Source organism: Citrobacter sp. wls718 (assembly GCF_005280945.1).
Taxonomy (GTDB): domain Bacteria; phylum Pseudomonadota; class Gammaproteobacteria; order Enterobacterales; family Enterobacteriaceae; genus Citrobacter; species Citrobacter gillenii.
In genome coordinates this window covers 4,359-22,148 of record NZ_SZWV01000072.1, presented here as the reverse complement: position 1 = coordinate 22,148, position 17,790 = coordinate 4,359, and the positions used below count along the sequence as shown (strand labels likewise).

Annotated in this window: 19 protein-coding genes and 1 pseudogene; 10 read left to right on the top strand and 10 right to left on the bottom strand. The window is 54.1% G+C overall.

Features of this window, described 5'->3' with window-relative positions; all coding sequences use genetic code 11:
* Positions 1-30: 30 nt before the first annotated feature.
* Both FDW95_RS14590 and cspG read right to left on the bottom strand, forming a co-directional pair.
* Entirely contained in the window at positions 31-219 is a 189-nt protein-coding gene (locus FDW95_RS14590) for a cold-shock protein (protein ID WP_115259921.1), read from the bottom strand.
* 10 nt (positions 220-229) lie between these two features.
* Entirely contained in the window at positions 230-442 is a 213-nt protein-coding gene (cspG, locus tag FDW95_RS14585) for a cold shock protein CspG (RefSeq protein WP_046479624.1), read from the bottom strand.
* A 542-nt stretch (positions 443-984) separates the two neighbouring features.
* Here cspG and FDW95_RS14580 point away from each other — a divergent pair.
* The 7 genes from FDW95_RS14580 (at position 985) to yegS (ending at position 6,535) form a co-directional block, all read left to right on the top strand.
* The gene (locus FDW95_RS14580) at positions 985-1,500 is read left to right on the top strand and encodes a lipoprotein (protein WP_115258065.1); all 516 of its coding nucleotides are present in this window, start codon (positions 985-987) and stop codon (positions 1,498-1,500) included.
* 226 nt (positions 1,501-1,726) lie between these two features.
* A complete protein-coding gene (gene artP, locus FDW95_RS14575; protein ID WP_096756540.1) occupies positions 1,727-2,455 on the top strand; it encodes an arginine ABC transporter ATP-binding protein ArtP in 729 nt (242 codons plus the stop codon).
* A gap of 16 nt (positions 2,456-2,471) precedes the next feature.
* Complete coding sequence (artI, locus tag FDW95_RS14570) at positions 2,472-3,203, top strand: arginine ABC transporter substrate-binding protein ArtI (RefSeq protein ID WP_096756539.1); 732 nt, start codon at positions 2,472-2,474, stop codon at positions 3,201-3,203.
* Between the two features lie 6 nt (positions 3,204-3,209).
* Positions 3,210-3,926 carry an arginine ABC transporter permease ArtQ gene (gene artQ / locus FDW95_RS14565; RefSeq protein ID WP_096756538.1) on the top strand — a complete coding sequence of 239 codons (717 nt, stop codon included), beginning with the start codon at positions 3,210-3,212 and terminating at the stop codon, positions 3,924-3,926.
* Positions 3,926-4,594 carry an arginine ABC transporter permease ArtM gene (gene artM / locus FDW95_RS14560; protein ID WP_096756537.1) on the top strand — a complete coding sequence of 223 codons (669 nt, stop codon included), beginning with the start codon at positions 3,926-3,928 and terminating at the stop codon, positions 4,592-4,594. The genes artQ and artM overlap by 1 nt, the downstream gene beginning before the upstream one ends.
* Positions 4,595-4,773: 179 nt before the next feature.
* On the top strand, positions 4,774-5,505 hold the full coding sequence (artJ, locus tag FDW95_RS14555; RefSeq protein WP_096756536.1) for an arginine ABC transporter substrate-binding protein ArtJ: 732 nt from the start codon (positions 4,774-4,776) through the stop codon (positions 5,503-5,505).
* A 130-nt stretch (positions 5,506-5,635) separates the two neighbouring features.
* Positions 5,636-6,535 carry a lipid kinase YegS gene (yegS, locus tag FDW95_RS14550; RefSeq protein WP_096756535.1) on the top strand — a complete coding sequence of 300 codons (900 nt, stop codon included), beginning with the start codon at positions 5,636-5,638 and terminating at the stop codon, positions 6,533-6,535.
* Here the strand turns inward: yegS and FDW95_RS14545 are convergent.
* The 7 genes from FDW95_RS14545 to fbaB all read right to left on the bottom strand — a co-directional run bounded on the left by FDW95_RS14545 (position 6,532) and on the right by fbaB (position 14,238).
* Complete coding sequence (locus FDW95_RS14545; RefSeq protein WP_115258063.1) at positions 6,532-7,305, bottom strand: ABC transporter ATP-binding protein; 774 nt, start codon at positions 7,303-7,305, stop codon at positions 6,532-6,534. The genes yegS and FDW95_RS14545 overlap by 4 nt on opposite strands.
* Positions 7,302-8,174 (bottom strand): ABC transporter ATP-binding protein, encoded by an 873-nt coding sequence (locus tag FDW95_RS14540; RefSeq protein ID WP_115258062.1) that lies wholly within the window; start codon positions 8,172-8,174, stop codon positions 7,302-7,304. Before FDW95_RS14540 ends, FDW95_RS14545 begins: the two co-directional genes overlap by 4 nt.
* Complete coding sequence (locus tag FDW95_RS14535) at positions 8,146-9,051, bottom strand: ABC transporter permease (RefSeq protein ID WP_096756532.1); 906 nt, start codon at positions 9,049-9,051, stop codon at positions 8,146-8,148. Before FDW95_RS14535 ends, FDW95_RS14540 begins: the two co-directional genes overlap by 29 nt.
* Positions 9,048-10,085: an ABC transporter permease gene (locus tag FDW95_RS14530; RefSeq protein ID WP_115258061.1), complete on the bottom strand. Its 1,038-nt coding sequence runs from the start codon at positions 10,083-10,085 to the stop codon at positions 9,048-9,050. Before FDW95_RS14530 ends, FDW95_RS14535 begins: the two co-directional genes overlap by 4 nt.
* The gene (locus tag FDW95_RS14525) at positions 10,082-11,698 is read right to left on the bottom strand and encodes an ABC transporter substrate-binding protein (RefSeq protein WP_096756530.1); all 1,617 of its coding nucleotides are present in this window, start codon (positions 11,696-11,698) and stop codon (positions 10,082-10,084) included. The genes FDW95_RS14530 and FDW95_RS14525 overlap by 4 nt, the downstream gene beginning before the upstream one ends.
* A gap of 73 nt (positions 11,699-11,771) precedes the next feature.
* On the bottom strand, positions 11,772-12,926 hold the full coding sequence (locus FDW95_RS14520) for a mandelate racemase family protein (RefSeq protein ID WP_115258060.1): 1,155 nt from the start codon (positions 12,924-12,926) through the stop codon (positions 11,772-11,774).
* 259 nt (positions 12,927-13,185) lie between these two features.
* Positions 13,186-14,238: a class I fructose-bisphosphate aldolase gene (gene fbaB / locus FDW95_RS14515; protein ID WP_005129139.1), complete on the bottom strand. Its 1,053-nt coding sequence runs from the start codon at positions 14,236-14,238 to the stop codon at positions 13,186-13,188.
* A gap of 253 nt (positions 14,239-14,491) precedes the next feature.
* On the opposite strand from fbaB, the gene FDW95_RS14510 reads away from it, so the two are divergent.
* From FDW95_RS14510 to FDW95_RS14500, 3 genes are read left to right on the top strand one after another with little or no spacing between them, the layout of a single operon-like run.
* Positions 14,492-15,769 (top strand): nucleoside permease, encoded by a 1,278-nt coding sequence (locus tag FDW95_RS14510; protein ID WP_115258059.1) that lies wholly within the window; start codon positions 14,492-14,494, stop codon positions 15,767-15,769.
* Positions 15,766-16,770, top strand: coding sequence for an ADP-ribosylglycohydrolase family protein (locus FDW95_RS14505; RefSeq protein WP_115258058.1), 1,005 nt, complete (start codon positions 15,766-15,768; stop codon positions 16,768-16,770). Before FDW95_RS14510 ends, FDW95_RS14505 begins: the two co-directional genes overlap by 4 nt.
* Entirely contained in the window at positions 16,767-17,732 is a 966-nt protein-coding gene (locus FDW95_RS14500) for a PfkB family carbohydrate kinase (protein ID WP_115258057.1), read from the top strand. Before FDW95_RS14505 ends, FDW95_RS14500 begins: the two co-directional genes overlap by 4 nt.
* On the opposite strand, the pseudogene FDW95_RS23870 reads toward FDW95_RS14500, so the two are convergent.
* Positions 17,706-17,790, bottom strand: a pseudogene (locus tag FDW95_RS23870) (GntR family transcriptional regulator); the annotation flags it as partial. The gene FDW95_RS14500 and the pseudogene FDW95_RS23870 overlap by 27 nt on opposite strands.

The window sequence follows — 17,790 nt, the reverse complement described above, 5'->3', positions numbered from 1 at the left end:
AAAAAAGGCCCCTTGAAGGGGCCTAAAAAATTATTTTCTGAAATCCAGCGGAGTCTGGCCGGACTGAATGTACATTGCAACATTATCAAATGTAATCATTTTAGATTTGCAAAAAATACATTTCGCGCCAAACGGATTTCCCTCAGTCACATCGAAGCTCGATGTTCTGTACTGCGAACCATGGCAACATGGGCAGCGAAAGTGAATATGATTAGTAATAATAGTTACCTTAGAGCGCCACAACATTAACAGCGGATGGGCCTTTAGGTCCCTGCTCCACGCTAAACTCGACTTCCTGATTTTCATTCAGCGTTTTAAAGTCGTTACTTTGGATAGCAGAAAAATGCACAAACACATCTTTGCTACCATCTTTGGGCGTGATGAATCCAAAACCTTTCTCAGGATTAAACCACTTAACTAAACCCGTCATTTTATTAGACATATATTTTATTCCTTAATTTGAGCCTTTCGGCATATTTGGTTTTATTACAGAATCGACTTAGTGCTTAGCGGAGTGACTCAAAGAAGGGATAAATGGATAAACCTGAAAATGAGAACTGCGGAAGTAAACTACTTTGTAAATCGTCTGTTATTCAAACCGACTCGACTATTAACGCATGAGCCCAGGAATTAATCAACCCTTATTTTAGCCATCCGGATACCCTGATAGACTAAGGACTGCTCCGTCGTTGTGCACTTATACATACCGTCATAGTCCGGTTTCCACATTTTGTTGCCTCGTAAATAAGCATGCAGATACGTGGATGGTCTATACACTATAGGGAGCATCCTTGGCGACAACATCATGCCGCAGTTTGATATACTGAACCGAGGTAAGCAGTCAATAGCCACAGATGTACCAGTCGGTGAAATTTGCGAAGTTATGCAAGTAAAAACAAAGTGTTAATCGATTACACAGTCATTGAAAGGATAGAATTTTTCATCGTAGAATACTATTAGTAGAAAGCTAATAAGGAAATCATTATGCGCTACTCGAAACTCTCTCTGTTGGTCCCCTGTGCACTTCTTCTCAGCGCCTGTACCACCGTAACTCCGGCTTATAAAGACAACGGCCCGCGTAGCGGCGCTTGCGTGGAAGGTGGGCCAGACAGCGTGGCACAACAGTTCTATGATTACCGCATTCAGCATCGTAGCAACGACATCACCGCCCTGCGTCCGTACTTAAGTGACAACCTGGCGAAATTGCTGACCGATGCCAGCCGCGATAACTCGCACCGCGAGCTGCTGACCAGCGATCCCTTCTCCAGCCGCACCACCTTACCGGACAGCGCCAGTGTCGCCAGCGCCTCGACCATTCCGAATAGTGATGCACGTAACATTCCGCTGCGCGTAGAGCTTAAGCAGGGTAATCAAACCTGGCGTGATGAAGTACTGATGATCCGTGAAGGCCAGTGCTGGGTCGTGGATGATGTTCGCTATCTGGGCGGCAGTGTACATGCGCCAGCCGGGACGCTGCGCCAGTCTGTCGAAAACCGTTAATCCCGCCATTCATTCGTTCAAATCATAAACCCCATAAATTGTCTGGCATTCTGCATAGAATGCCGACAATTATTCTTGCCCACTGGTGACCCCGCTATTTTGTGCTATGTTTAGAGAAGAATGCGGTTTGCATTTAACTTTTAACGCATAAATATTGCATAACTATTCTGTCAAAGGTAGTATCTGCGGCTTCAATAGCTATCAGACTGCCAGTATACGAGTGTCAATGAGTATTCAATTAAACGGCATTAACTGCTTCTACGGCGCACATCAGGCGCTGTTCGATATCACGCTGGATTGCCCTCAGGGCGAAACACTGGTGTTACTTGGCCCAAGTGGAGCCGGGAAAAGCTCGCTACTGCGCGTACTCAACCTGCTTGAGATGCCGCGTTCGGGCACGCTCTCTATTGCCGGTAACCGTTTCGACTTCACGAAAACACCTTCTGATAAAGCCATTCGCGAACTGCGTCAGAACGTGGGCATGGTCTTTCAGCAATACAATCTTTGGCCGCATCTTACTGTGCAGCAGAACCTGATCGAAGCGCCCTGCCGCGTGCTGGGTCTGAGCAAGGACCAGGCGCTGGCGCGTGCCGAGAAGCTGCTGGAACGTCTGCGACTGAAGCCCTATAGCGATCGTTACCCACTGCATCTTTCCGGCGGCCAGCAACAGCGTGTGGCCATTGCCCGCGCGTTAATGATGGAGCCACAGGTGCTGCTGTTTGATGAACCGACCGCAGCGCTTGACCCGGAAATTACCGCACAAATCGTCAGCATCATTCGTGAGCTGGCAGAAACCAATATTACTCAGGTGATCGTCACCCACGAAGTGGAAGTCGCCCGTAAAACGGCCAGTCGTGTGGTGTATATGGAAAACGGTCATATCGTCGAGTTTGGGAATGCGAGCTGCTTTGCCAACCCGCAAACCGAAGCGTTTAAAAACTATCTCTCTCACTAAGATTCGGGACAATACAATGAAAAAAGTTCTGATTGCCGCGCTAATCGCAGGTTTTAGCCTTTCCGCTACCGCAGCCCAAACCATTCGCTTCGCTACCGAAGCGTCTTATCCTCCGTTTGAATCCATTGATGCTAATAACAACATCGTGGGTTTTGACGTTGACCTGGCAAATGCGCTGTGTAAAGAGATCGACGCCACCTGTACGTTCACTAACCAGGCTTTCGACAGCCTGATCCCAAGCCTGAAATTCCGCCGTTTTGACGCGGTAATGGCCGGAATGGACATCACGCCGGAGCGTGAAAAGCAGGTGTTGTTCACTACGCCTTACTACGACAACTCAGCGTTGTTTGTTGGTCAACAGGGTAAATACACCAGCATTGACCAGCTGAAAGGCAAGAAAGTGGGCGTACAAAACGGCACCACGCACCAGAAATTCATCATGGATAAACATCCGGAAGTCACCACCGTACCGTATGACAGCTACCAGAATGCCAAACTCGACCTGCAGAACGGGCGTATTGATGGCGTCTTTGGTGATACCGCTGTCGTGACCGAATGGCTGAAGGACAATCCGAAACTGGCCGCCGTTGGCGATAAAGTTACCGATAAAGATTACTTCGGTACCGGTCTGGGCATCGCCATGCGCCAGGGCAATACCGAGCTGCAGCAGAAATTCAATGCTGCGCTGGAAAAAGTGAAGAAAGATGGGACGTACGAAACCATCTATAACAAATGGTTCCAGAAGTAATATTAGATGAATGAATTTTTTCCTTTAGCAAGCGCCGCCGGGATGACCGTCGGCCTTGCCGTTTGTGCGCTGATCATTGGCCTGGCTCTCGCAATGTTGTTTGCCGTCTGGGAGTCTGCTAAATGGCGTCCAGTGGCATGGACGGGTTCAGCCCTGGTGACGCTCCTGCGCGGACTGCCGGAAATTCTGGTGGTTCTGTTTATCTATTTCGGTTCCTCTCAGCTGCTGCTGACGCTGGCCGATGGGTTTACGATAAATCTTGGCATCGTGCAGATCCCGGTGCAGATGGAGATCGAAAACTTCGACGTCAGTCCGTTCCTGTGCGGCGTCATTGCGCTGTCATTGCTGTATGCGGCCTATGCGTCGCAAACGCTGCGTGGCGCACTGAAAGCCGTCCCGCTCGGGCAATGGGAGTCTGGTCAGGCGCTGGGGCTGTCCAAAACCGCGATCTTCTTTCGTCTGGTGATGCCGCAAATGTGGCGTCATGCCCTGCCGGGACTGGGTAACCAGTGGCTGGTTTTGCTGAAAGATACCGCGCTGGTAAGCCTGATCAGCGTCAACGATCTGATGCTGCAAACCAAAAGCATTGCCACACGTACTCAGGAGCCGTTTACCTGGTACATCGTGGCGGCGGCCATTTATCTGGTGATAACGCTGTTGAGTCAGTACATTCTCAAACGCATTGACCTGCGCGCGACACGTTTTGAGCGGAGACCGGGCTGATGCTTGAGTATTTACCAGAACTGATGAAAGGGCTGCATACCAGCCTGACGTTGACGGTTGCCTCCATCGTGGTTGCGCTGGTCATGGCGCTGATTTTCACCGTCATCCTGACGCTGAAAACTCCGGTGCTGGTGTGGCTGGTACGCGCCTACATTACGCTGTTTACCGGTACGCCGCTGTTGGTGCAAATCTTCCTGATCTACTACGGTCCGGGGCAGTTTCCCGCGCTGCAGGAGTATCCGGTCCTCTGGCATCTGCTGTCAGAACCCTGGCTGTGCGCCTTGATTGCGCTGTCGTTAAACAGTGCCGCGTATACCACGCAGCTGTTCTACGGCGCTATTCGCGCAATCCCGGAAGGTCAGTGGCAATCCTGTGGTGCATTGGGGATGAGCAAGAAAGATACGCTGGCCATCTTGCTGCCGTACGCCTTTAAACGCGCCCTCTCCTCGTACTCCAACGAAGTGGTGCTGGTGTTCAAAAGTACCTCCCTGGCCTACACCATCACGCTGATGGAAGTCATGGGTTACAGCCAGCTGTTGTATGGTCGCACCTATGACGTCATGGTCTTCGGCGCGGCGGGCGTGATTTATCTGATTGTTAACGGCCTGCTGACGTTGATGATGCGCTTAATCGAGCGTAAAGCACTGGCGTTTGAACACCGCAATTAAGTCAATAACTGCATAAAGCTGAATAGTAAAGGCGGACATGTCTCTGGACTGTCCGCTTTTTTTTATTCCACATAAAATATTTAATCATTTTTATTGCATACAAATTCATTAAATGGCATTGTAAATCAACGCCGCAGACACGGTGAATCATCATAAGATTGACAGACGGGAGTTCCACCATGAAAAAGTTAGTCCTGGCCGCATTACTTGCTACCTTCGCCACCGGCGCCTCTGCTGCTGATAAAATCAATTTCGGTGTCTCAGCAACCTACCCGCCATTCGAATCGTTGGATGCCAGCAATAAAATTGTTGGTTTTGACATCGACCTGGCTTCAGCATTGTGCAAACAAATGCAGGCTGACTGTACTTTTACTAATCATGCGTTCGACAGCCTGATCCCTGCGCTGAAATTCAAAAAATACGATGCGGTGATTTCCGGTATGGACATCACGCCAGAACGTAGTAAGCAGGTCTCCTTTACTCAGCCCTACTATGCCAACTCAGCGCTGGTCATTGCGAAAAAAGACACCTATAAAACCTTTGCTGATTTGAAAGGCAAACGTATCGGCATGGAAAACGGCACCACGCACCAGAAATACCTGCAGGATAAACATCCTGAAGTGAAAACCGTGGCGTACGACAGCTACCAGAATGCGATCATTGACCTGAAAAACGGGCGTATTGATGGCGTATTTGGCGACACTGCCGTGGTTAACGAGTGGCTGAAAACCAATCCGCAGTTAGGCGTAGCAACGGACAAAGTAACTGACCCGCAATACTTCGGCACCGGCCTTGGCATTGCCGTTCGCCCGGATAACACCGCGCTGCTGGAAAAACTGAACACTGCGCTGGCCGCCATTAAAGCTGACGGTACCTATCAAAAAATCAGCGATCAGTGGTTCCCGCAGTAATCCCTGCCTTACCTGAAAAAGCCGCAAATCGCGGCTTTTTACGTTTAACGTCCGCGCTTTCGGTCAGTTCTTACGCCATAAACCCATTCCTGGCATACACTTGTTAAAACGATAAAAGTGAGGCAACAGGATGATAGCATTCCCAGCCAGCTTACTGATCCTGAATGGAAAAAGTGCTGATAATCCCCCGCTGCGCGAGGCGATTGCCCTGCTACGCGATGAGGGCGTTGAGATCCATGTGCGCGTCACCTGGGAAAAAGGCGACGCCCGGCGTTACGTTGATGAGGCCCGCCAGTTGGGCGTTGCCACCGTCATTGCGGGCGGCGGTGATGGCACCATCAACGAAGTCTCCACCGCGCTCATCCATTGCCAGGGGGAGGATATACCCGCACTGGGGATTTTGCCGCTGGGAACCGCAAATGACTTCGCCACCAGCGTGGGTATTCCTGATGTTCTGGATAAAGCCTTGAAGCTGGCCATCGCCGGCAATGCGGTTGAAATAGATATGGTGCAGGTCAATGATAAAACCTGTTTTATCAATATGGCGACGGGCGGATTCGGCACGCGGGTCACGACAGAAACACCAGAAAAACTCAAAGCCGCGCTGGGCGGCGTGTCGTACTTTATTCATGGGCTCATGCGCATGGACACGCTGAAGCCCGACAGCTGCGAAATTCGCGGGGAAAACTTTCACTGGCAGGGAGACGCGCTGGTGATCGGCATCGGCAATGGTCGTCAGGCTGGCGGCGGGCAGCAACTTTGCCCCACGGCACTGATCAACGACGGTCTGCTGCAACTGCGCATTTTTACCGGCGATGAGCTTCTTCCGGCGCTACTTTCGGCACTTACCCAATCCGACGACAACCCCAATATTATTGATGGCGCGTCATCTTGGTTTGATATCCGTGCCCCGCATGAAATCACGTTTAATCTCGATGGCGAACCACTAAGCGGGCAGGAATTTCACATCGAAATCCTCCCCGCCGCGCTGCGCTGCCGGTTACCGCCTGGTTGTCCCTTGTTACGCTAGTACGCCGCCACTTCCCGCGCCAGATCGCGGGAATAGCGCTGGCTGCCGCTTATTAACATCCGGGTATACTCGGTTTGCGCCTCACCGTTGACCAGCGCATCCACGGTGAGCGTTTCAAGAATTTTTCCGTATTGCATCACCGCCACTTTCTGACACAAATGCGCAATAACCCCCAGATCGTGGGTGACCAGCAGATAGGTCAGGCTGGACTCCTTTTGCAATTCAGCCAGCAGGTTAAGAATTTCGGCCTGTACCGATACGTCCAACGCAGAGGTCGGCTCGTCCAGCAACAGCACCTGCGGTTCGAGGATTAGCGCCCGAGCAATCGCCACACGCTGGCGCTGCCCGCCAGAAAGCTGATGCGGATACCGGTCGCGAAATGCCCGGTTCAGACCGACCTTATCCAGCAGCCCGTTAACCCGCCGATCCCGGTCAGCAATGCCGTGGATCAGCAGCGGCTCTTCGAGGATATCGCTGATGGTATGCCGGGGATGCAGCGAACCATATGGGTCCTGGAATACCATCTGTACCAGGCGGCAGCGTTCGCGGCGAATACGGTGATCCAGGGCTTGTCCGTCGATCGCCAGTTCACCCTGCCAATGGGTAAACAGTCCAGCCAGACACTTCAGTACGGTTGTCTTTCCCGAACCAGACTCCCCAACCAGACCGTAGACCTCTCCGGGCTGAACCCCAAACGTCACGTCATACAGCACCTGATTGCGTTTTTCTCCCTCACCAAATGCCAGGTTCAGATTTTTAACGTCGATCATATCCCCTCCTCACTCAGCCAACTGGCCTGACGTTGCAGCACCGGCAGCACCGCCCGGCGGTTGTGGATTTCTGGCAATGCGCTAATCAGCCCCTGAGTATAGGGATGCTGCGCATGGTGGAGATCGCCTGCAGCGATGGATTCCACCACCCGCCCGGCATACATCACCAGGACGCGATCGCAGAAGCTGCGCACCAGGTTGATGTCATGACTGATAAAAATAAGCCCCAACCCACGCGACTCCACCAGCGAGTCAAGCAGCCCCAACACCTGCAGACGCACCGACACGTCCAGCGCCGAGGTGGGTTCGTCGGCAATCACCAGTTCCGGATCGGTGATTAACATCATCGCGATCATGACACGTTGCCCCTGGCCACCAGAAATCTCGTGCGGATAGAGCTGATACACCCGCTGCGGCTGACGAATACGCACCACCTCCAGCATTTCCAGCGCCCTGGCTTTGGCCTCAGCCTTGCGCCCCGGATGATGGGTAAGCCAGGCTTCGGCAATCTGATCGCCAACGCTCACCACCGGATTAAGGGAGTATTTCGGGTCCTGCATAATCATCGAGATACGCTTGCCGCGAATTTGCCGCATCTGCGCCTCGCTGGCATGGGCTAAATCCACATCGCTAAACTGCATTTTGTCTGCCGTAACCCGTGCTTTTTTCGGATGCAGGTGCAGCAGCGCTCGCCCGACGGTGGATTTACCGGAGCCTGACTCACCCACAATCGCCAGTTTTTCACGTCCGAGTTGAAAGGAGACGCCGCGCACCGCCTGGGTGACCGCGCCGCCGTTGATAAAATCGACGTGCAGGTTACGCACATCAAGCAGAGGCGAATCATTCGCTGCGAGGATCGAGGATGTCACGTAAGCCATCTCCTAAGAAGTTGAACGCCAGGCTGTTGATCAAAATCGCCAGCCCCGGAATAGTCACTACCCACCAGCATTCCATCATGTAGGTGCGCCCGCTGGAGATCATCGCACCCCATTCCGGATCCGGTGGCTGAGCCCCTAACCCCAGAAACCCAAGGCCCGCAGCGGTCAGAATGATCCCCGCCATATTCATGGTGATACGAATAATCACCGACGGCAGGCATAGCGGTACGATGTGACGCCACAGCACACGTCCTGCCGATGCCCCCTGCAGGCGAACGGCAGAGATAAAATCGGCCTGACGCAACGAGAGCGTTTCCGCACGAGCCAGACGCGCAATCGGCGGCCAGGCAGTCAGCGTAATGGCAATTACTACGTGCTCCAGCCCCGGACCGAGTGCCGCGACAAAGGCCAGTGCCAGTACCAGGCTTGGAAAAGAAATGAAAATGTCGGTGACGCGCATCAGTACCATGTCGACCTTGCCACCGAAGTAACCCGCCGTGACGCCAAGCAGCAGACCGAGCGGCCCTACGGTGACCGACACCAGCAGCACGATATACAGCGTGATGCGCGAGCCATACACCAGGCGGCTAAAGATATCGCGGCCAAACTCATCGGTCCCGAACCAGTGCTGCGCGTTCGGCGCCACCAGCGCACTGTTTAAATCCTGCACCAACGGGTTGTACGGTGCGATAAGCGGGGCAAAAATGGCCACCAGCAATAACAACGCAATAATTCCGCCGCCAATGGCGGTCAGCGGGTTACGCGCCATCTTGCCCATGAAACCGCGCGCTCGCAGCAACGCCTGCTTCGCCCGCAGACGTTGTTCGCTATTGCCGCTATCCCGCGGCGTATCCAGAGAAACCGTCATGATTTTGTCCTCGGATCAAAGAATTGATACAGCATGTCGGAGAGCAGATTAAGCATGACGAAAATCACCCCAACCAGCAGCACGCAGCCCATCACCGCATTCATGTCACCCAGCAGCAGGCTGCCGGTTAAATAGGAGCCAAAACCGGGCCAGGAAAAGACGGTTTCAATCAGCACAGCGCCTTCCAATAGCGAACCGTAGGCCAGCGCGACAACCGTGAGCAGTTGCACCAGAATATTGCGAAACGCATGGTTCCAGATGACCTGACGCTCGGTCAGCCCTTTGACGCGCGCGGTGATAATGAACTCCTGTGAAAGCTGCGCCAGCATAAAGCTACGGGTCATACGGCTGATGTAAGCCAGCGAGTGAAAACCCAATAGCGCAGCAGGCAAAACCAGATGATTAATGGCATTCCAGAACACGGTGGCATTACCGGCCAACAGCGCGTCGACGGTCATTAATCCGGTCTGGCGTGGCACCAGCCCGTCCAGTCCGAGATCCAGACGCCCCGCGCCGCCCACCCAGCTTAGCCAGGCGTAGAACACCAGCAGCCCCATCATCCCCACCCAGAAAATCGGTGTGGAATAACCTGCCAGGCTAATGATGCGCACCACGTAATCCGACAGGCTATTGCGTCGTGCCGCCGCCAACACCCCCAGCGGGATCCCCAGCCCCGCCCCTACCACAATGGCCATCGTCGCCAGCTCAATGGTGGCCGGGAAAACGCGTACAATGTCATCCATCACCGGCTTACCGGTCAGCAGCGCATTACCCAGATCGCCGTGCAGCAGATTGGTGAAGTAAATACCAAACTGCGCCGCCAGCGATTTATCAAAGCCTAACTGGTGATACACCTGCTGATAGGTACTCTGATCCGCATCAGGTCCCACGATCGCCAGTACCGGGTCGATCGGCATGACGCGACCGATAAAAAAGGTCAGCAGCAGCAATCCAAACAACGTCATTGCCACCTGTATCAGACGGGTCGAGACACGCCGGGCGCGTGAGCCAGGTGCAAGTATGGCAACGCTCATTGTTCACCTCCGGTTTTATACACATCACGCAAAAACGTGGTGGCCGACGGATGCGGCTGATAATTCTGCACCTCACGGCGCACAACGACCGAATCCACCATTTGCGACAGCGGAATTAGCGCGGGAACGAGCTGGTCGTAGCGGGTCTGGATCGCCTGATACGCGCGAGTCTGCGTTTGCGGGTCACGCTCCAGCAGGGCGCTGTCGATCATGTCATTAAGCGGTTTATCGTAGAAACCTGTGCGCCAGCCCTGAAAGTTGGTAAGCCGGGCTGCATCGCTGTTATCCGGGTTATAGACCAGCGCCCGCAGGCTGGAGTGCGGATGCGGTTCCATGCCGCTGCCGCCGCGCCCGACCAGCATGTCAAATTTACGCTCGCGCATTGCGCCGTAGATCTGATTACCGGTTCCGGTGATAATTTTGGCGTTAATACCCGCCTGCATCAGCGTGGACTGCACGGCAATCGCGATATTCTGGAAAGGCTGGTCAGCCAGCACCCGCAGCGTGGTGTCGAAACCGTCCGGGTATCCCGCCTCCGCCAGCAGCTTTTTGGCGCGCGGAATGTCGAGGCGATAGCCGGGGTCAGGCAGCGTGGAGGGCATTCCTGCCTTGATAGGACGCTGATGCAATACGCCGTATCCCGGCATCAGCGCTTTATTGATCCCCTGATAATCAATCAGGTAACGCACGGCTTCACGGACTTTCGGATTGGCGAAGTGCGCCTCCTTCATGCTCATTGCCACGTAATACATCGTGCCTCGCTGGACGGCATCCACGCTCAGGTCAGGATCGCTACGCAGGGCATTGATGTCTGAAACCGCCATATTACTGGCAATATCCAGATCGCCCTTGGCAATCATCAGACGCAGGGTCTGGGATTCCTGAAAATGGCGCAACACCACGCGGCTCATTTTCGCCTCGCCGCGCCAGTAGTTCGGGTTACGCGTCATGCGCAGGACATCTTTCGCCTGCCAGGTATCAAGGGTAAACGGGCCAGACCCGGCTTCATTGGTGGTCAGCCAGTGGTTACCCCAGTCGTTATTCAGCACATGTTGCTGCACGGTTTTGCTGTCCAGCACGCCGAGATTCCCCAGCGCCCCCAGTGAATAGATAATCAACTGCGGATCGTTGGCTTTGGGCAGCGTGATTTTCACTGTAAACCTGTCCGGGGCGCTGACCTGTTGGTCGATATTTTTTTTGCTAAAGCCGTAGGATTTCCACACCGACGACTGCGCCAGATTCAGGTGCAGGATCCGACGCATCGACCACACCACATCGTCAGCAGTCAGCGGATTACCGGAGTGAAAGGTCACGTCATCGCGCAGATGAAAAGTCAGGGTGGTGCCATCCGGACTGACATCCCAGGATGTCGCCAGCGCGGGTTTCACATGGGTCAACTGGGCAGGATCCAACTCCACCAGCGAGTCATATAAATTCACCACAATGCCCACCACTTCGTTGCCGGTCATGGCGGCTGGATCGAGGGTCAGCAGGTTATTCATGTTCATACCAATGATGAGCTGATCGGGCGGCGTTTTGGCGTACGCCGCACTGCTCCCCATCGACACGGCGAGTGCGAGTAAACACGCGCCCAGTAAGGAAGTTTTTTTCATCTATTGTTTGCCTGTACTGTAGGGTACATATTGCCGGATGACACTTGGCTTATCCGGCATTTATTGTTTTCAGTCAGTCGTGGCTGACGGTGTTGGCTTCGATATAGGCAAAATTGATGTCTTCCCCCAGACCGGGGCGCTGTGGCAGATGCACAAAACCGTCGGCGTCCATCGGGTCAACAATGCTGTTCAGGTAGGCGGCCGGTTCGTCGTAGTCGAGGAACGGATGCAGCAGGCCGCGCTCGTACCAGCGACAGTTTCGAATCGCGCCAATCACCGCGAGGCTCGCCGCACCGTTGCCGTGTACTTCGCAGTCCATGCCAAACGACTCGGCCAGGTTGGCCACTTTCAGGGTGGGCGAGATCCCCCCCACACCGTTGGCACCAGCACGTAAAATGTCGCATGCGCCCGCCTTCACCCAGTCCGCGCGGCTGTGGTGTTTTCCACCGAGGCTTTCCGGACCAATGATCGGAATGGAGAGATTTTCGGCAAGCCAGGCGTAAGACGCCATGCTCTCTTCTTCCATCGGCTCTTCAAACCAGGCAAAATTGAGTTTTTCCAGTTCCTTGCCGATGTACAGCGCTTCTGTACGGCTGTACCAGTGATAGCCGTCGATCATCAGATCAATATCCGGTCCGACCGCCTCGCGCACGGCGGCGCAGGCTTTCACATCCATCTTCGGATTTGGCGCGAAGGAGACCGGCGGCATCCAGGTATGCAGTTTGATCGCCTTATATCCACGAGCGACCAGTTTTTCGGCAAAGCAGGCATATTCTTCCGGCGTCGACAGTCCGCCGGGCAGATCGTCACCACACATGGTGCTGCCGTAGGCCGGGACCTTATCGCGAAAACCACCCAGCAGCTTGTAGACCGGCATGTTGAGCTTGCGGCCTATCAAATCCCACAGCGCCTGCTCAACAAAAGACAGCGCGCGTTCGGTCAGTTGATGCGCGCTTCCCCGCTGCCAGTGCACCAGATCCTGCCAGATGCGCTCCCGATTAAACGGGTCCTGACCGACCATCACTTTGCGAAAAAAGGTATTCACCACAAACGGGCGCACCACTTCCGGCGGTGCAAACGAATACCCCTGGGTTCCGTCATCGGCGGTAATGGTCAGCATGGCCATTTTGGCGAGGCTTTCCGGCCCCGGATGGGAATGTCCGGCGGTATCAGAAACCCGGCGGGTGGGATACTGGAAGACGGAGACATTGATAGCTTCAATTTTCATTATTGGGTCCTTAGCGCAACTTTGAAATGCTGTTTCACATCTAAATGTATGTGCAAAAAAGCAACTTTGCCTCGGACATTCCGCGCTAAGGCATGACTATTTTCTGTGCAAGTGCACAGGGAGAGGTGATGCTTTTCACAAAAGGCAGGAGAAACGTGAGGTAGATCGGACTAATATTGCGATTATACTGAAATGATATTTTGAATTTAATTTTTCAAGAAACGCGGGTTGCCGTGACATGACCACAACCCGCGATAATTTACGCAATGGTTACTTTGTTATCCAGATAAACGTCCTGCACGGCGTTAATCAACTTAACGCCATCTGCCATGGTTTTCTTGAACGCTTTACGTCCGAGGATCAGACCCATACCACCGGCACGCTTGTTAATTACCGCCGTGCGCACCGCATCGCTGAGATCGGTTTCGCCCCCTGCCGCACCGCCGGAGTTAATCAGCCCGGCGCGGCCCATATAGCAGTTCGCCAGTTGATAACGCACCAGGTCAATCGGGTTGTCGCTGGTCAGCTTGCTGTAGACGCGATCGTCGGTATAGCCAAAGTTAACGGCCTTATACCCGCCGTTATTTTCCGCCATTTTCTGCTTAACAATATCCGCCCCGATGGTGGCCGCCAGGTGGTTTGCCTGCCCGGTCAGGTCGGCGGAAACGTGATAATCCACCCCGTCTTTCTTAAATGCGGAGTTGCGCAGATAGGCCCACAGCACCGTCACCATCCCCAGTTCATGCGCACGTTCAAACGCTGCAGAAATCTCTTCAATCTGACGACGCGATTCCTCGGAGCCAAAATAGATCGTAGCCCCGACCGCCACCGCGCCCATATTGAATGCCTGCTCCACACTGGCATACAGCGTCTGGTCAAAGGTATTCGGGTAGCTGAGCGTTTCGTTGTGGTTAATTTTTACGAGGAACGGAATACGGTGTGCATAGCGACGAGATACGGAAGCCAGCACGCCGTAGGTCGACGCCACGCAGTTACAGCCCGCTTCGATAGCTAGCTCCACAATATTCTTCGGATCAAAGTACAACGGGTTGGCGGCAAACGAGGCTCCGGCGGAATGCTCCACGCCCTGGTCGACCGGCAGAATCGACAGGTATCCCGTGCCAGCGAGTCGGCCCGTGTTGTACAGCGTCTGCATATTACGCAGCACGGCAGGCGGGCGATTATTGTCTACCATCACGCGGTCGACGTAATCATGCCCTGGCAGGTAAAGTTGGTCAGAAGGAATGGTCATACAACGATGCTGTAAAAGGTTGTCGGCATCTTTGCCAAGCAACTGCGCAATATCAGTCATAGCTATGCTCCCGTAAGTTCCGGTTGGATACCGGAATGTGAATTGTCCTGACCCGCCTTGTTGCGGGCAGCCATAAGCCTGGTACCGACTGCGCTTTTTTTCCATCTTTAGCGCACTTTTCAGTCATTTCCGCTGGCTCGATTCAGGCATTAAAAAACGTTAAGGCGGTCAAAATTAAAACACAAAGGTATTTTAAAGGTATTATCTACTGGTACTATGAAAACGTACCTTACCTGTCATGAAGGATGTAAAGATGAAAACTACAGCAAAGCTGTCGTTCATGATGTTCGTGGAGTGGTTTATCTGGGGCGCCTGGTTTGTACCGCTTTGGCTGTGGCTGAGTAAAAGCGGATTCAGCGCCGGAGAAATTGGCTGGTCCTACGCCTGTACCGCCATTGCCGCAATCCTGTCACCGATTTTTGTCGGTTCGCTCACTGACCGCTTTTTCTCCGCGCAAAAAGTCCTGGCGGTGTTAATGTTCGTCGGCGCCATTCTGATGTACTTCGCCGCGCAGCAGACCACCTTCGGCGGCTTCTTCCCACTATTGTTGGCGTATTCACTGACCTATATGCCCACCATTGCGCTGACCAACAGTATTGCCTTTGCCAACGTCCCGGACGTCGAGCGTGACTTCCCACGCATCCGCGTGATGGGCACCATTGGCTGGATTGCCTCCGGTTTAGCCTGCGGGTTCTTACCGCAAATGCTGGGCTACAGCGATATCTCCCCCACCAATATCCCGTTGCTGATCACCGCCGGGAGCTCCGCGCTGCTGGGTGTCTTCGCCTTCTTCTTGCCGGATACGCCGCCAAAAAGTACCGGCAAGATGGATATCAAAGTCATGCTGGGGCTGGATGCACTGATCCTGCTGCGTGATAAGAACTTCCTTGTCTTTTTCTTCTGTTCGTTTCTGTTTGCAATGCCGCTGGCGTTTTACTACATCTTCGCCAATGGTTACCTGACCGAAGTCGGAATGAAAAATGCCACCGGCTGGATGACGCTGGGTCAGTTCTCGGAAATCTTCTTTATGCTGGCGCTGCCGTTCTTTACTAAGCGCTTTGGCATTAAAAAGGTATTATTGCTTGGTCTTATTACTGCAGCGATCCGCTATGGCTTTTTCGTCTACGGCGGCGCGGAAGAATATTTCACCTACGCACTGCTGTTTCTCGGCATTCTGCTGCACGGCGTCAGTTACGATTTCTACTATGTTACGGCCTATATCTACGTGGATAAAAAAGCGCCTGTGCATATGCGTACCGCCGCACAGGGGTTGATCACCCTCTGCTGTCAGGGATTCGGTAGTCTGCTGGGCTATCGCCTGGGCGGGGTGATGATGGAAAAAATGTTTGCGTATAAAGAACCGGTTAACGGTCTCACCTTTAACTGGGCGGACATGTGGGGATTTGGCGCAGTCATGATTGCCGTCATTGCCGTACTGTTTATGATTTTCTTTCGCGAGTCTGACAAAGAAATCACCGCAATTAACGTGAACGACCGCGATCTGGCATTGAAAAAAGGGGAAGTAAAATGAAAGCAGAGCGTATTCTCGGTGCTCTTTATGGGCAAGCGTTAGGGGATGCGATGGGCATGCCGTCAGAGCTATGGCCCAGAACCCGCGTGAAAGCACACTTTGGCTGGATTGACCGCTTTTTGCCCGGCCCCGCGGAAAATAACGCCGCCTGCTATTTTAACCAGGCGGAGTTCACTGATGACACAGCCATGGCGCTGTGCCTTGCAGATGCTCTGCTGGAATGCGACGGGAAAATTGTCCCCGACGTCATTGGCCGAAATATCCTGGCCTGGGCGGAAGATTTCGATGCCTTCAATAAAAACGTGCTGGGCCCCACCTCGAAGATTGCCCTTAAGGCCATCCGCGACGGAAAACCCGTTACTGAGCTGGAAAACAACGGTGTCACCAACGGTGCGGCCATGCGCGTTTCACCGTTAGGCTGCCTGCTACCCGCACACGATCTTGATGCCTTCATTGATGATGTGGCGCTAGCGTCCAGCCCGACGCATAAATCGGATCTGGCGGTGGCCGGGGCCGTGGTTATCGCGTGGGCAGTGTCGCGCGCGATCGACGGCGAACAATGGTGCGATATTGTCGATGCGCTTCCCGCCATTGCCCACCACGCCCAGCAAAAACGGATCACCACCTTTAGCGCATCGCTCGCGGCGCGCCTCGAACTGGCACTGAAAATCGTCCGCGATGCTAACGGTATCGAGTCTGCCAGTGAGCAGCTGTATCAGGTGGTGGGAGCTGGCACCAGCACCATTGAATCCGTGCCCTGCGCTATCGCCATGGTGGAACTGGCACACACCGACCCTAAGCGCTGCGCTATTTTGTGTGCGAATCTTGGCGGTGACACCGACACCATCGGTGCCATGGCGACGGCAATTTGCGGCGCACTGCACGGGGTCGGCGCGATTGACCCTGTGTTGAAACAGGAACTGGATGCGGTCAATCAGTTGGACTTTACCCGCTACGCCAGCGGATTAATGCGCCTGCGTGAGCAACGGGAGGCGCGATGAGCACCACGCGTTTGCAGGCACTTATCCCGCAGTTGCACACCCAGCGCCCGGTGACGGTAGTCGGTGCAGCGGTGATCGATGTAATTGCCGATGCGTATGCCCTGCCCTGGCGCGGTTGTGACATCGAGCTTAAACAACAAGGCGTTAATGTTGGCGGCTGTGCGCTGAACATCGCCGTCGCGCTTAAGCGTTTAGGTATCGACGCCAGCAATGCCTTGCCGCTAGGTCAAGGCGTGTGGGCAGATATCATCCGCAACCGGATGGCAAAAGAGGGTTTACACAGTCTGATTGATCATGCCGAAGGTGATAATGGCTGGTGTCTGGCGCTAGTTGAGCCGGACGGTGAACGCACCTTTATGTCCTTCAGCGGCGTCGAAAATCAGTGGAACGCCGACTGGCTTGCGCAGTTGACGATCCCGCGCCACAGTCTGGTGTATCTTTCCGGCTATCAGCTGGCTTCGCCGTGCGGCGAGCTGCTGGTGCAGTGGCTGGAGAGTCTGGATGAGGTGACGCCATTTATCGATTTTGGGCCACGCATCGGCGACATCTCCGATACCTTAATGGCGAGAATACTGGCCTGTCACCCGCTGGTGTCACTGAATCGGCAGGAAGCAGACATTGCCGCAGAACGGTTCAGGTTAAGCGTGGATGTCGAGGGTTTTGGCGCTGAGTGGGTGAAGCGCTTTGCCACGCCGGTGGTAGTTCGCCACGATAAAGACGGCGCATGGTATTTCAGTGAAACGACATCCGGCTGCGTGCCTGCATTTCCAACGACTATGGTTGACACCATTGGCGCTGGCGACAGTCACGCAGGCGGCATGCTGGCCGGGCTGGCATCTGGCTGGTCGCTAGCCGATGCCGTGTTGCTTGGCAACGCGGTGGGATCGTGGGTGGTCGGGCATCGCGGCGGCGATTGCGCCCCCTCGCGCGACGCGTTACTCCTCGCACACAAAGACGTATAGGTCGCTGCGGCAGTAACTGATGCTGTATTCAATGGGCCGGTGCTGCTGGTCAAGCGCG